At 67.4% G+C, this 13,463-nt stretch carries 8 protein-coding genes; 4 read left to right on the top strand and 4 right to left on the bottom strand.

The genetic code is table 11. The features are described 5' to 3' along the window. Positions 1 to 91 precede the first annotated feature (91 nt). Positions 92 to 1,672, top strand: a complete 1,581-nt coding sequence (gene ahpF, locus AC07YZ_RS03840) for an alkyl hydroperoxide reductase subunit F (RefSeq protein ID WP_494793753.1) — start codon at positions 92 to 94, stop codon at positions 1,670 to 1,672. A 76-nt stretch (positions 1,673 to 1,748) separates the two neighbouring features. Here ahpF and AC07YZ_RS03835 read toward each other — a convergent pair whose 3' ends face one another. The 3 genes from AC07YZ_RS03835 to AC07YZ_RS03825 form a co-directional block, all read right to left on the bottom strand. Then, on the bottom strand, positions 1,749 to 7,418 hold the full coding sequence (locus AC07YZ_RS03835; RefSeq protein ID WP_494793752.1) for a DUF7379 domain-containing protein: 5,670 nt from the start codon (positions 7,416 to 7,418) through the stop codon (positions 1,749 to 1,751). Between the two features lie 191 nt (positions 7,419 to 7,609). Continuing rightward, positions 7,610 to 9,337 (bottom strand): cation acetate symporter, encoded by a 1,728-nt coding sequence (locus AC07YZ_RS03830; protein ID WP_226492655.1) that lies wholly within the window; start codon positions 9,335 to 9,337, stop codon positions 7,610 to 7,612. Then, positions 9,334 to 9,642, bottom strand: a complete 309-nt coding sequence (locus AC07YZ_RS03825) for a DUF485 domain-containing protein (RefSeq protein WP_494793751.1) — start codon at positions 9,640 to 9,642, stop codon at positions 9,334 to 9,336. Before AC07YZ_RS03825 ends, AC07YZ_RS03830 begins: the two co-directional genes overlap by 4 nt. Before the next feature lie 382 nt (positions 9,643 to 10,024). Here AC07YZ_RS03825 and AC07YZ_RS03820 point away from each other — a divergent pair, with 382 nt between their 5' ends. Genes AC07YZ_RS03820 through AC07YZ_RS03810 form a run of 3 tightly spaced genes read left to right on the top strand, consistent with a single transcriptional unit; the run spans position 10,025 to position 12,549 of the window. Beyond that, positions 10,025 to 10,291 carry a DUF4212 domain-containing protein gene (locus tag AC07YZ_RS03820; protein WP_226492657.1) on the top strand — a complete coding sequence of 89 codons (267 nt, stop codon included), beginning with the start codon at positions 10,025 to 10,027 and terminating at the stop codon, positions 10,289 to 10,291. A 16-nt stretch (positions 10,292 to 10,307) separates the two neighbouring features. Then, positions 10,308 to 12,110, top strand: a complete 1,803-nt coding sequence (locus AC07YZ_RS03815) for a sodium:solute symporter family protein (RefSeq protein WP_494793750.1) — start codon at positions 10,308 to 10,310, stop codon at positions 12,108 to 12,110. A gap of 43 nt (positions 12,111 to 12,153) precedes the next feature. Next, on the top strand, positions 12,154 to 12,549 hold the full coding sequence (locus tag AC07YZ_RS03810) for a hypothetical protein (RefSeq protein ID WP_494793749.1): 396 nt from the start codon (positions 12,154 to 12,156) through the stop codon (positions 12,547 to 12,549). Between the two features lie 20 nt (positions 12,550 to 12,569). On the opposite strand, the gene ppsR is transcribed toward AC07YZ_RS03810, so the two are convergent. Then, the gene (gene ppsR, locus AC07YZ_RS03805; protein ID WP_226492660.1) at positions 12,570 to 13,391 is read right to left on the bottom strand and encodes a posphoenolpyruvate synthetase regulatory kinase/phosphorylase PpsR; all 822 of its coding nucleotides are present in this window, start codon (positions 13,389 to 13,391) and stop codon (positions 12,570 to 12,572) included. Between the last annotated feature and the right edge of the window lie 72 nt (positions 13,392 to 13,463).

Here is a 13,463-nt window from a genome sequence, read left to right as displayed (position 1 = left end):
TGCCTCATGGGCTTCCGTCACGAGCGGTGGCTCATGCACCAGCGGCATTGGTTCCGCACGTCCCGCTTTTCCTCTTCTTCAGGAGTCCACGATGCTTGATGCCACCCTCAAATCCCAGCTCCAGACCTACCTCGGCATGCTGCGTCAGCCGATCCGGCTGATTGCTTCGCTGGATGACAGCGATACCGGCACCGAGATGCGCGGCCTGCTGGACGACATCGTTTCTTTGTCCGACAAGGTCACGCTGGACACCTCGGGCAACGATGCGCGCAAGCCGTCGTTCGTGGTGACGCGTGACGGTGAAACTCAGGGCGTGCGCTTCGCTGGCCTGCCGCTGGGCCACGAGTTCACCTCGCTGGTGTTGGCCCTGCTCTGGACCGGTGGCCATCCGCCCAAGGTGGAGGCCGAGGTGATCGACTCGATCAAAGCCCTGGACGGTGACTTCAGCTTCGAGGTCTACATGTCCCTGACCTGCCACAACTGCCCGGACGTGGTGCAGGCCCTGTCGCTGATGGCGATCTTCAACCCCAAGGTCAAGACCGTGGTGATCGAAGGCGGCGCTTTCCAGCAAGAGGTGACCGAGCGCGAGATCATGGCCGTGCCCATGGTGTTCCTGAACGGCAAGGTCTTCGGTTCCGGCCGCATGTCGGTGGAGGAAATCGTGGCCAAGCTGGACACCAACGCCGGTGACCGCGATGCCACCAGGCTCAACGCCAAGGACCCGTTCGACGTGTTGATCGTTGGCGGCGGCCCCGCCGGCGCGGCCGCTGCCGTGTACGCCGCCCGCAAGGGCATCCGCGTGGGCGTGGCGGCTGAGCGTTTCGGTGGCCAGGTGAACGACACCATGGCGATCGAGAACTACATCTCGGTGCTGGAAACCGACGGCCCCAAGTTCGCCGCCGCGCTCGAAGCCCAGGTGCGCCACTACGAGGTGGACATCATGAACCTGCAGCGCGCCGACAAGATCATCCCCGCGGAAGAGCCGGGCGGTCTGGTGCAGGTGCGGATGGCCAACGGCGGCGTGCTCCAGGCGCGCAGCGTGATCCTCTCCACCGGCGCGCGCTGGCGCAACGTCAACGTGCCCGGCGAACAGGAGTACAAGAACAAGGGCGTGGCCTATTGCCCGCACTGCGACGGCCCGCTGTTCAAGGGCAAGCGCACGGCGGTCATCGGCGGCGGTAACTCGGGTGTGGAAGCCGCCATCGACCTCGCCGGCATCGTGCAGCACGTGACCCTGGTCGAGTTCGCCGACCAGCTCAAGGCCGACGCCGTGCTGGTGAGCAAGCTGAAAAGCCTGCCCAACGTCACCATCCACGTGAACGCGCAGACCACCGAAATCATGGGTGCCGATGGCAAGGTCAACGGCCTGAAATACAAGGACCGTGCCACCAACGAAGAGCACCTGGTGCCGCTGGAAGGTGTGTTCGTGCAGATCGGCCTGGTGCCCAACACCGAATTCCTCAAAGGCACGGTCGAACTCAGCCGTTTCGGCGAGATCGTGGTGGACGCCAAGGGCCACACCAATGTGCCGGGCGTGTTCGCCGCGGGTGACTGCACCACGGTGCCGTACAAGCAGATCGTGATCGCCGCAGGCGAGGGCGCCAAGGCCGCGCTCAGCGCGTTTGACCACCTGATCCGCCAGCCGGTGGTGGCCGAGGCCGTGGCGGCCTGATCCGCCAGGCCGGGGCAGCGCAAAGGGCTTCGGGTATCCGAAGCCCTTTGTCGTTGAAGCCGGGAATCGGCGGCTCTCAGGCCCGGGCGTAGGCCTGCAACACGTCCAGCAGCTGGCGCACCGCCTGCGCCTCGGTGCCCTGTCGGCCCGCGAAGTGCCGCAGCACAAAGCCCGCCTGATCGACGACGGAGGCCCACATCCAGGCCGTGCCGGCCCGGCTGTGCAGGTCTTCGTACACCGACAGGATGTCGGGCAGGCGGGTGGCCAGGTTGCGCGCGGCCAGCGCTTCGTACATCGCCAGCTCGGGCAGCCCGACCACGCTCCAGAAGTCGGGGTCGTCGCGCCGCTTGCGCTCCAGGCTTTGCCGCAGGGCGGCGGTGTCGGCCGGGGTGAAACCTGGCCAGCCGCCCGCGTCGGTGTGGGCGATCAGCTCGGCAGCCATGCGGTTGAGCGCGGGGTAGAACCATTCGGCGTGGCCGGTCCGGCGCGCCAGGGCCTCGGCGCGGCCATAGTGCAGCGCCATCCGTTCGATGGCCTGCGCGGCCGGGCCCGGGCGCCCGGCCGCCGTCTCCAGCAGGTGCAGCCGCTTGTGCGCGGAACCCAGCAGGCTTTCGCGTTCGATGGTGGGGCCGATGGCCAGCAGTGCGTCGAGCTGCTCGAGCGCGGCCTGGATGTCGCGCCGCCCCTGGGCCATCAGCCGCTGTTGCGTGCGTGCCGACCGCTGCTGGCGGTGGGCCTGCTCCACCCGCTCCCAGGCCAGGCGCGCGCTCAGGTTGGCGAGCTGCTCGCCGGCCTTGACGGAGGCGCTGGCGTCGTTGGCGGCGAGTGCGCGGCGGTACCAGTGGATGGCGCGCTCGATGTCGTGCGCCGCCGCGCAGGCCACGCCAAAGGCCTCGGCCACCGCGCCCATGCCGCCCCATTCGACTTCAAAACGCGCTTCCAGGTAGCGGAGCTTTTCGCGCTGGGACTCGGGCGCGGCGCCCTGGGTGCTGCTTTCCACGGCCAGCGTCTCCAGCGCCAGGGCCAGCGCCACTGGGGACGCGATGGCGGCGTAGGCCTGCCCCACCGGCGCTCGTGTCCGGTGGGTGTCGCGGTGGTCGGGTCGCCAGACCCACTCCGGGTCGCCGTAGCACTGGTAGGCGGCCCAGGTGTTGCCCTGGGGGCTGGCTTCGAAAGCCGCCACGCGCCCGGTGTGCACCGCGTCCATGAAGCGCTCGCCGCGCAGCAGCGCCTGGTAGAAGGCGATGGCGAAGCGGTTGGCGGCGTCGTCCTCCACCGCCCAGCCCGCCGCGACCACGCAGCGCACGCCGATGCGGATCAGCTGCTTGGCCACTCCTGCGGCGAAGGCGGCGCGGTCGTAGCCCTGCAGCAGGTGCTGCGGGTCGGCCGCGAGGTGGCAGCAGTTGAGGAACACCAGCTCGGGCACCACGCGCATCGCCTCCACCTCGCGCGGCCCCAGGAAGGTGCCGTCGCTCAGGACCACGCCGCGCAGCACCGGGGCCAGCCCCTCGCGCAGCAGCTCGGGCTCGCCGTGCCCGGCGATGTGCACGATGCGGTAGGGCCTTGCCAGCAGGGCGTTGGTGACGGTGGCCGCGTCGGCGCCCTGTTGGTTGTCGGGGGCGATGAGCGCGTGCACGCGGTCCGCGTCCAGGCCCGCCGGGCCCCCCAGCGCCTCCACCACCGCCCGTGCCTCGGCGCGGGCCGCGGGCAGCGGCGGGTAGAACGCGGGGTCGCACAGCGGCTCGCCGATCACCAGCACGGCGTCTTCGAGGCGCGCGTCGCTCACCTGGCCGCGAAAGCGCACGGTGCGCAGCTTGCGCAGCAGCTTGTTGCGGATGGTCCAGGGCCGGGTGGGGCCGCCGCGCCCGTCGTTCGGCGCGTCCAGCAGCTCCCAGGGGATGCCGGCCGTGCCGTCGTTGAGCTCGAGCAGCAGCTCGCTGCTGCCGCGCAGGCTGGCCTCCATTTCCACCGGCACCAGCAGTTGGAACAGCGTGCGGCCGATCTGCGGATCGCGGTTGGCCTCGTTCGAGGCCCGCCGCACCAGTTCGCTCACCAGCCGCGCCTGCGTGGCCTGCACGCGCGCTTCGGAGCGGGCACGCTGGGTGTCCAGGGTGTAGGTGATGATGGGTTCGCCCGCTTCGTTCTTCTCCGAGATGGCGCTGATGAAATCGTGGCCGGTGCCGCGGTAGCCGCTCTCCAGCGGGCGGCGCAGTGCGCCGAGGCCCGAGAGCACGGTGGGCGTGAGCGCGTAATGCTCGGGCGCCGACAGGGCCAGCAGGTGCAGGGCGTGCCAGGCTTCGGTGGCGCGGTCCAGGTACAGCTCGATCAGGCGCAGGTGGCCGACCTGCGGCCAGCCATGGATGGCGAGTTTTTCGTTCGCCTCGCGCACGCCCTGCGCCACCGCCTGGGCCGCGGCCGCCGCCGTCACGCCCACGCCACCGCTGCCGATCAGCGTGGCGCACAGCTCGAACTGGGCGGCGGCGCTGCCGGGCGTTTCGGCCACGCGCTGGGCCCAGGCCAGGGTGGCCTGGCGCACCGTGTGGATCATGTCGGCGCCGCGCAGCTTGCCTTCTTCGCCCAGCCCGGCCACCACCACGTGGGGCGGGCGCGGCAGCGCCAGCGGGCTGTCGGGGTCCTGCCGGTGGTTGGTGAAGAACTGGTGCGAGCCCGGCGCCTCGGGGTACAGGCCCACCGCCAGCGAGGCCGACATGGCGCCGCCGATGAACTGGTCGACCACGCCCTCGGTGCCGGTCAGGGTGGACGCGCCGTAGTGCCCGACCATCACCGTGGCGCTGATGAACTTGAGGTTGCCGTTGTGCACGCTGACGCGCAACGCGGCGCGCTGGGTGCGCACCGGGCGCGGCGCCTCATCGTCCAGGCGGAACACGTCGCTGGGGTCGGTGGGGGGCTGCAGCGGGCCGCTGCGCTGGCGCGACGGCCGGCTGCGCACCAGGGCCGCCGCCACCGCGCCGCTGCCGCGGGCGGTGGAGACCGGCGGCAGGCGCTGGGTGTCGCCGTGCTGGAGCAGTTCCCGGTAGGCCTCGAACGCGTCTTCGGCGTCGGCCAGGCCGCCGTGTTCGCAGTCCACCCGCCAGGCCTTCACGCCGGGCAGCAGCGCGTTGTCGAGCGTGACGCGGCCGTCGCCATCGTCCGGGGCGTCCAGGTACATCAGGCCTTCGCTGGCGCTGAGCTCGAAGCCGGCGGGTGTGAAGCGCGCACGGCCGACCACCACCAGCACCCGGTCGCGAAACCGCTCCAGCCCGCTGGCGCGCTGCTGGTCCAGGCGCTGGCGCAGGGCGATGGCCTGGTCGAGCACCGGTTGCGGCGGCACGCCCCAGCGGTAGATGTTGCGCTGGCTCTCGCCGTCGTGCCACCAGCTGGCGTCCCGCAGCAGGGCCATGTCCTGCTCGGCCAGGGCCTTCCAGCGCTCGCTGTGCCCCAGCCCGAGCGCGGAGTCGAGCAGGCCGGCCTGCAACTGGATGAAGCCGGGCATCGCGGCCATGATCTGGCGCGCCTGGTGGTCCTGGAACGGCAGGCCGAACGCGGCCAGCGCGTTGCCGAAGCTGTCGTCGCCCGAGAGCACCTGCATGGGCGCGAACGAGCCGCCGTTGGGCGTGCCCAGCATCAGCAGGCGCGAGCCGGGCCGCTCCAGCCAGCGCTGCCACACCTCGGGCCGCTCCAGCTGCACGGTGCGGGCCACCAGCCCGCCCATGGAGTGCGCGAGCAGGTGCACCGGCTGGCCGGTGGCGCTGCGCGCGCTCAGGGCCTGGTCCATGGCATCGGCCAGGCGGCGGGCCTCGTGTTCGATCGGGCGGCGCCAGTCGAAGGAAAACTCGATCACCTCGTGGCTCTGCGAGAGGAATTCGGCCAGATCGTCGTAGCTGCGGCCCATGGCGCCGTCGGGCAGCACGTTGCGCGCGTCTTCGCGGTAGGCCAGCCGGCCCAGGCCGCCCAGGCCGCCCAGGATGCGCAGGCTCAGCCAGACCCGCTTGCCGTCCACGCTGAGGTGGCTGCCCAGGATGCCGGGCAACAGGATCACGGCCGGGCGCGCGGCCGCGGGCTCGGCCGGGGCCTCGCGTGGCACGCCGCGCAGGCCGTCGCTGGAACTGCCGGCCCACGACATCGGGCCGATGGGGCGAAAGCCCGCGGGTGTGTCCTGGGTCAGGCCGTTGCACACGGCTTCGGCGGTGCGCGGGTTGCTGAAGTAGCCAAAGTGCGTGACCTCGCCACCCTGGTCCAGCAGGAAGCTGGCCGCGGCGTGGCCGCCGGCCGGTGCGCGCGGGCCGCCGCCGTACATGGAGCGGGTCTGCACCACGAGGTCGTTGTCGGTCCAGTAGAAGGCGTCGGCCAGCAGGGTCTTGACCCAGGTGGTGACGGAATCGCCCTCGATGTCGCCGGCCACCACGCGCAGCTGGCCGGGCAACGGGCCGTCACCGCCGTGCAGCCACTGCAGCAGCGGGCTCTGTGGCGTCATGGCCTCCAGCCCGGGCAGCAGCCCGGGGTCGGTGCGGTGGCTGGCCACTTCGGCCACGAAGTCGAGCAGGGCGGGCGCCACCGGGATGCCGGCGAGTTCCAGCGTCCACTTCAGCACCGACACATAGGCGTCCAGCCGCCGCGAGGCCAGCAGCGTGCCGCGCGCCGGGCAGGCCACGCGCACCACCCGCTCGATGCGGATGTCGCGCCCCTGGAGCTCGGTGGCCAACTGGCGCAAGGCGGTCAGCTGCGCCTGATGCGCGCCGCCCTTGAACGGCGCGAGCGAGGCTTCGGACAGGCTGGGCTGGGCACAGACCCGCGCCAGCACCTCGGCCACCAGGCCGCCACGCGAGTGGGTGAGCAGGTGCACGCGCGCGCCGTCGGGCAGAGTGCGCGCGAGCATCAGCGCGTTGTCGATCGGGCTGGCGGTCAGCGTGGGATGGTCCAGCCCGTACACCCGCTGGCCGTAGTGCGCGAACAGCTCGCGCACCTTCTGTGGGTGTTGTTGCCACAGCTTGCCGAAGGTGCCGTGGGTTTCGGAAAACGTGCCGTGCAGCAGCACCAGCATGGGCTCGCCGGGCGCGGCGGCGGACAAGCGGTCGAGCTTGTGGCCGTTGCCCTTGAGCGGCGCGCCCAGGGTGTCGGCGCTCAAGCGGTACACGCCGGGGTCCACCTGTTGGTCCAGCCGGGCCCCGATCCGGGCCGCCGCGAGCTCGCTCACGGGCCCGGTGAACAGGTCGGTCACCACCTCGATGCCCGAGAGCAGCACCTCGCCCAGTCGTCCCCGCGTTGCGCCGGCCGTCTGCGCGCTCTGCCAGCCCAGCTGGACCGGGATCTCCACCTCGGTCGGCATGTCGTCGGTCGTCTCGCCCGCACGCGAGCGCAAGGCGCCGCGCACGGCGCTGCGGGTCAGGCCCGACTGCGCCAGCATCAGGTCGCGCGCGGTTTCGGGGTGCAGCATCAGCGAGGGGCCGTTGCCGATGTGCAGCACCACCGCGTCCAGGCCCGGGCGGGCCGTCATGCGCACGGTGTCGGCCCCGCTGCTGCGGCGCGCGCCCGGCTGCACCTTCTGAATGACCTGGCCGCGGCCTCCAAAGCCGCTGGGGATGGCCGGGCCCGGGCCGCCCCGCGTGGCGCCGTGGGTCTGCAGCGCCTGGCCACGCACGATGAAGCTGAGGGGGGCCACGGGGGCGGTGTTGACCGCGTCGGGCCCGGTGCGCCGTGGTCGGCCTGGGGGTTCTTCGGGGGTGGTGACGACTGCTTTGCGGGCCATGATGTCCTCCCCGGGGTCAAGGCTTCAAAACGTGCAATTCGTCACAAATTCTGTTCCTGTCGTTGGGGCGGCGCCAAGCGCAAGTTGTAAGCGTTTGTCTCGTCCGCAGGGTTCTGGTGCACGCTGGAAAACGGCAAGGGCCGAAGGCACAACACCTTCGGCCCTTGGCCCTTCGCGTCAGAAGGGGGAGGTCAGTGGCCCGACGCGCCCGATGCGCCGATGCCGGTTTCCGAACGCACCTGCTGTGCCAGGAAGCCGCCACGGTCCACCTTGGCGCGCTGGCTGTTGTCCAGGATCGAGAACAGCCAGATGCCCACGAAGCCGATCGTCATGGAGAACAGGGCCGGCGAGGTGTAGGGGAACAGCGCCGAGCCCTTGGGGTTGCCCAGGGTCACTTCCCACACCGAGGGCGAGACCACGGTGAGCGCCACCGACGAGATCAGGCCCAGGAAACCACCGATCACCGCGCCCTTGGTGGTGCAGTCTTTCCACAGCACGCTCATGAACAGCACGGGGAAGTTGGCCGAGGCCGCAATGGCGAACGCCAGCGACACCATGAAGGCGATGTTCTGCTTCTCGAAGGCGATGCCCAGCACCACCGCGATGATGCCCAGCGCGATCGTCGTCGCCTTGGACACGCGCAGCTCCGAGGCGCTGTCGGCCTGGCCCTTCTTGATCACGGTGGCGTAGAGGTCGTGCGACACGGCCGAGGCGCCCGACAGCGTGAGGCCAGCCACCACCGCGAGGATGGTGGCGAAGGCCACGGCGGAGATGAAGCCCAGGAACACGTTGCCACCCACGGCGTTGGCCAGGTGCACCGCCGCCATGTTGTTGCCGCCCAGCAGGCCGCCCTTGGCGTCGAGGAACTGCGGGTTGATCAGCACGAAGGTGATGGCGCCGAAGCCGATGATGAAGGTCAGCAGGTAGAAGTAGCCGATCCAGCCGGTGGCCCACATCACCGACTTGCGTGCTTCCTTGGCGCTGGGCACGGTGAAGAAGCGCATCAGGATGTGCGGCAGGCCGGCGGTGCCGAACATCAGCGCCATGCCGAAGCTGATGGCGGAGATCGGGTCCTTCACGAAGTTGCCCGGGCCCATGATGGACTGCCCCGCAGCGGTGGCGGCCTCGGCGATCTTGCCGTCCTTGAGTGCGAGGTCGGTCTTGATCTGCACCGCGCCGGCGAACATGGCCTCGGGGCTGAAGCCGAAGTGCCACAGCACCGACAGCGCCATGAAGGTCGCGCCGCCCAGCAGCAGGCAGGCCTTGATGATCTGCACCCAGGTGGTGGCCGTCATGCCGCCGAACAGCACGTAGACCATCATCAGCGCGCCCACGATGATCACGGCGATGTAGTACTCCAGGCCGAACAGCAGCTTGATCAACTGGCCGGCACCGACCATCTGCGCGATCAGGTAGAACGCCACCACCACCAGCGTGCCCGAGGCCGCGAAGATGCGGATCGGGGTCTGGTTGAAGCGGAAGGCGGCCACGTCGGCGAAGGTGAACTTGCCCAGATTGCGCAGGCGCTCGGCCATCAGGAAGGTGATCACGGGCCAGCCCACCAGGAAACCGATGGAGTAGATCAGGCCGTCAAAACCGCTGGCCATCACGGCGGCGGAAATGCCCAGGAACGAAGCGGCCGACATGTAGTCACCCGCGATCGCCAGGCCGTTCTGGAAGCCGGTGATGCCGCCACCGGCGGTGTAGAAGTCCGAGGCCGACTTGGTCTTGGCGGCGGCCCATTTGGTGATGAACAGCGTGCCCACCACGAACAGGGCGAACATGCCGATGGCGGTCCAGTTCGTGGCTTGTTTCTCTGCCTGACCGAGGTCGGCACCCGCGGCCCAGGCGACGGCCGAGACGCCGAAGAGTGCGAGCAGGGTGAGCAGGCGGCGCAAGGAGTTTTGATCGGGCTTCATTTGTAGGCGGCCTTGGTCACTTCGTTGGAGAGATCGTCAAATTCGGTGTTGGCGCGTTTGACGTAGAAGGCGGTGATGACGATCGTGAAGACGATCACGCCGAAGCCGATGGGAATGCCAAGGGTCATGACACCGTCGCCCATCCTCTGGGACAGCAGCTCCTTGTTGAAGGCCACCAGCAGGATGAAGCCGTAGTACACGACCATCATCGCCAGGGTGAGCCACCAGCCGAAGCGGGATCGCTTGGCTTTGAGTTCTTGATATTTGGGATTGCTGGCAATCCGCTGGACCAGATCATCTTGCATGAATGATGTCTCCTGTTGTGGTTAAAGCAGGCCGCAGCGTATGGCCAGGTTCTTACCGCGCACTGACCGCAAACTGAACGGGGACTGACAAATTTGGTGATGTGTCGCTCCGGTTCTGTGGGCCTTTTTTTACGGTTTTTCCTCTGAAGAACTCGTGCGTCAAACGTGTCGGGGAGCGTGTTCTGCGCACCCCAAATCCCACCGTCGAAAGCGTGTAGGGATTTACCCTTGATTCCGGAGCACGGGCAATGTCATGCAATTTGTCTGTAAGGAGAAACCCAGAGAGTGCGTCTGCTGTGTCTTCCTTTGCACGAAGACATACGGCCCGGTGCGGATCCATCCGCCAAAGAAGGCAAATCCCCATTGCAAGGAGACGGATCTCATGACGACTGCAGCCGAAAGCAATGCGAAGGCCTATTGGTCAGCGACATTGGGATTGCTGGCCAGGGTCTTGCTCATCTGGTTCCTGGCTTCCTATGGCGCAGGCATCCTGTTCGCCGATGTCCTCAATGGCTTCAAGTTCGCTGGTTATCCCGTCGGGTTCTGGTTCGCCCAACAGGGCTCCATCTATGTGTTCATCGCGCTGATCTTCTATTACGCCAAGAAGATGGGCGACCTGGACCGCAAGTTCGGTGTTCAAGAAGACTGAACAGGGGGCCTGAAGCATGGACTTGCAAACCACCACCTATCTGATCGTCGGAACCAGTTTCGTGCTGTACCTCGGCATTGCCTTCTGGGCGCGTGCTGGCAGCGTGTCCGAGTTCTACGTTGCCGGCGGCGGGGTACACCCCGTCACCAACGGCATGGCCACCGCCGCCGACTGGATGTCGGCCGCGTCCTTCATCTCCATGGCCGGCCTGATCTCCCAAATGGGCTACGGCGGCGCCGTGTTCCTGATGGGCTGGACCGGTGGCTACGTGTTGCTGGCCATGCTGTTGGCGCCGTACCTGCGCAAGTTCGGCAAGTTCACCGTGCCGCAGTTCATTGGCGACCGCTTCTACTCGAAGACCGCCAGCACCGTGGCCGTGATCTGCCTGCTGAGCGCATCCACCACCTACATCATTGGTCAGATGACCGGTGTGGGCGTGGCGTTCTCGCGTTTCCTGAACGTGTCGAGCGACCATGGCATCTACATCGGCCAGGCCATCGTGTTTTTCTACGCGGTGTTTGGGGGCATGAAAGGCATCACCTACACCCAGGTGGCGCAGTACATCGTGCTGATCTTCGCGTACATCATTCCGGCCGTCTTCATTTCACTGAACCTGACGGGCAGCTTCCTGCCGCAGCTGGGTCTGGGCGCCAACGTGGCTGGAACGGACACGGCTCTGTTGGCCAAGCTGGACCAGGTCGTCACCGATCTCGGCTTCAACCAGTACACCACCAACAGCGCCGGAAGCATGCTCAACATGTTCTTCTACACCGTGTCGCTGATGATCGGTACCGCCGGCCTGCCCCACGTCATCGTGCGTTTCTTCACTGTGCCGAAGGTGGCCGATGCCCGTGCCTCCGCCGGTTGGGCCCTGGTCTTCATCGCTCTGCTATACACCACCGCGCCCGCCGTGGGTGCCATGGCCAAGCTGAACCTGCACAGCACGGTCAACACGGCGGTGATGAGCAATGGCGACCTGCATGCCACCGAATCCAGCATCAAGAACGAAGACCGTCCGGACTGGATGAAGCGCTGGGAAAAGACCGGCCTGCTGAAGTGGGAAGACAAGAACGCCGACGGCCGCATCCAGTACTACAACGACGCGACCAAGAACGAAATTGCCAAGGCCAAGGCCGAAACCGCTGGCTGGAAAGGCAACGAGCTGTCGGTGAACGCCGACATCATCGTGCTGGCCAACCCGGAAATCGCGCTGCTGCCCAACTGGGTGATCGCACTGGTGGCCGCCGGCGGTATCGCTGCTGCGCTGTCCACCGCCGCAGGTCTGTTGATGGCCATTTCGTCGGCCGTGTCGCACGACCTGATCAAGAACGTGTTCAACCCGAACATCTCTGAAAAGGGCGAGTTGCTCGCGGGCAAGATCGCCATGGCGGTCGCCATCGTGCTGGCCGGCTGGCTGGGTCTGAACCCCCCGGGCTTCGCGGCCGGCACCGTGGCATTGGCCTTTGGTATCGCGGCTTCGTCGATCTTCCCGGCCATCATGATGGGCATCTTCAGCCGCACCATGAGCGACAAGGGCGCCATCGCCGGCATGTTGTCAGGCCTGCTGGTCACCCTGTTCTACGTGTTCGCCCACAAAGGCCTGTTCTTCGTCAAGGGCACGGACTTTGTCGACATGGTCGGTGGTGTCAACGGCTGGTTCGGCATCACGCCCGAGGCCGTGGGTACCGTGGGTGCCATCGTCAACTTCACCGTGGCCTTCCTGGTCAACAAGCTGACCGCTCCAGCGCCGAAACACATCCAGGAACTCGTGGAGTCGATCCGCGTGCCCAAGGGTGCCGGCGCTGCAACCGGGCATTGAGCGCAACGGTTGATTTCGCAAAGGACTGGTCCGCCGAGCCTGTGTGCACCAGGATGCTGGAATGGATTTTGGTTTGAGCGTTTTCCCCATACGCATCGTTTTTTTCCTGGCCTTGTTTCCCGTGGCCTTCTTCTGGTTGCGTCGAACCTGGCGCATCCTGGTGAAGCGGGACTTCTCGGAAGTGGCTCTGAAGAAAGGGCTCTCACCAGCCAACGCCGAGAAGTACGCGCCCTACGAGATGGCCATCAACGGGATCGCGGGGGTGGCGATGGTGGGCGTGATCGTGGCGGTGCTGCTGGGTCGGCTCGACTACGACACCTGGGTGGCCATTGCCGGCTCCACCCTTTGGATCAAACTGTTTGCGTCCTTCGCGCTGGGACGCCAGGCGCACGGACTGGGCCCGGGGCGCAAAGCAACCAAGCCCGATCAACCGGATTGAGCGCACCCCGGCCCCGGGGCTCAGTACTCCAGCCGCTCCGGGCGGATTTCCTGCAGGATGGTGGTGGCGATCTCCTCGATCGACTTGGTGGTCGTGGAGAGCCAGCGGATGCCCTCGCGGCGCATCATGCCTTCGGCCTCGCTGACCTCCATGCGGCAGTTCTCCAGGCTCGCGTAGCGCGAGTTGGGCCGGCGCTCGTTGCGAATCTCGGACAAGCGCTCGGGCGCGATCGTCAGGCCAAAAATCTTCTTGCGGTGCGGCACCAGGGCCGGCGGCAGCTTGCGGCGCTCGAAGTCTTCCGGAATCAGCGGGTAGTTGGAGGCCTTCAGACCGTGCTGCATGGCCAGGTAGAGCGAGGTCGGCGTCTTGCCGCTGCGGCTCACGCCGACCAGGATCACGTCCGAGCCGGCCAGATCGCGGTGGCTCTGGCCATCGTCGTGCAGGAGCGAGAAATTGATGGCCTCGATGCGGTCGTGGTATTCCTTGCTTTTGGATACATCCGAGAAACGGCCCACGCGGTGGTTCGACTTGATGCCCAGTTCGGCTTCCAGGGGTTCGACGAAGGTGCCGAACATGTCCAGGATCATGCCGTTGCAGTGTTCCTTGACGACGCGCAGCACGTCCATGTTCACCACGGTGGTGAACACCAGCGGGCGCCGGCCTTCGACCTCGGCCGTGTGGTTGATCTGGCGCACCGCCTGGTGGGCCTTGTCGACGCTGTCCTGGAAGGGCAGGCGCACGCGGCGCACCTGGGTCTCGAACTGGGCCAGGATGGCATTGCCAAAGGTTTCGGCGGTGATGCCGGTGCCGTCGGAGACAAAAAAGACCGTTCTGGTGGGCATGGTGGGGTCGTGCGGATGGGGTGGCGGGACGGTTCAGACCGGGTTGCAGTGCGTTTCAGACCCGTCAGCTTG

The organism is Hydrogenophaga sp. GW101-3F08 (assembly GCF_059424585.1).
This window is presented reverse-complemented; position numbering and strand designations above follow the sequence as displayed.

Excerpts from the sequence above, each read along its gene's own strand:
- ahpF (WP_494793753.1), top strand. The coding sequence starts at position 92 with ATGCTTGATGCCACCCTCAAATCCCAGCTCCAGACCTACCTCGGCATG.
- AC07YZ_RS03825 (WP_494793751.1), bottom strand. The coding sequence starts at position 9,642 with ATGCAAGATGATCTGGTCCAGCGGATTGCCAGCAATCCCAAATATCAA.
- ppsR (WP_226492660.1), bottom strand. The coding sequence starts at position 13,391 with ATGCCCACCAGAACGGTCTTTTTTGTCTCCGACGGCACCGGCATCACC.
- AC07YZ_RS03820 (WP_226492657.1), top strand. The coding sequence starts at position 10,025 with ATGACGACTGCAGCCGAAAGCAATGCGAAGGCCTATTGGTCAGCGACA.
- AC07YZ_RS03830 (WP_226492655.1), bottom strand. The coding sequence starts at position 9,337 with ATGAAGCCCGATCAAAACTCCTTGCGCCGCCTGCTCACCCTGCTCGCA.
- AC07YZ_RS03815 (WP_494793750.1), top strand. The coding sequence starts at position 10,308 with ATGGACTTGCAAACCACCACCTATCTGATCGTCGGAACCAGTTTCGTG.
- AC07YZ_RS03835 (WP_494793752.1), bottom strand. The coding sequence starts at position 7,418 with ATGGCCCGCAAAGCAGTCGTCACCACCCCCGAAGAACCCCCAGGCCGA.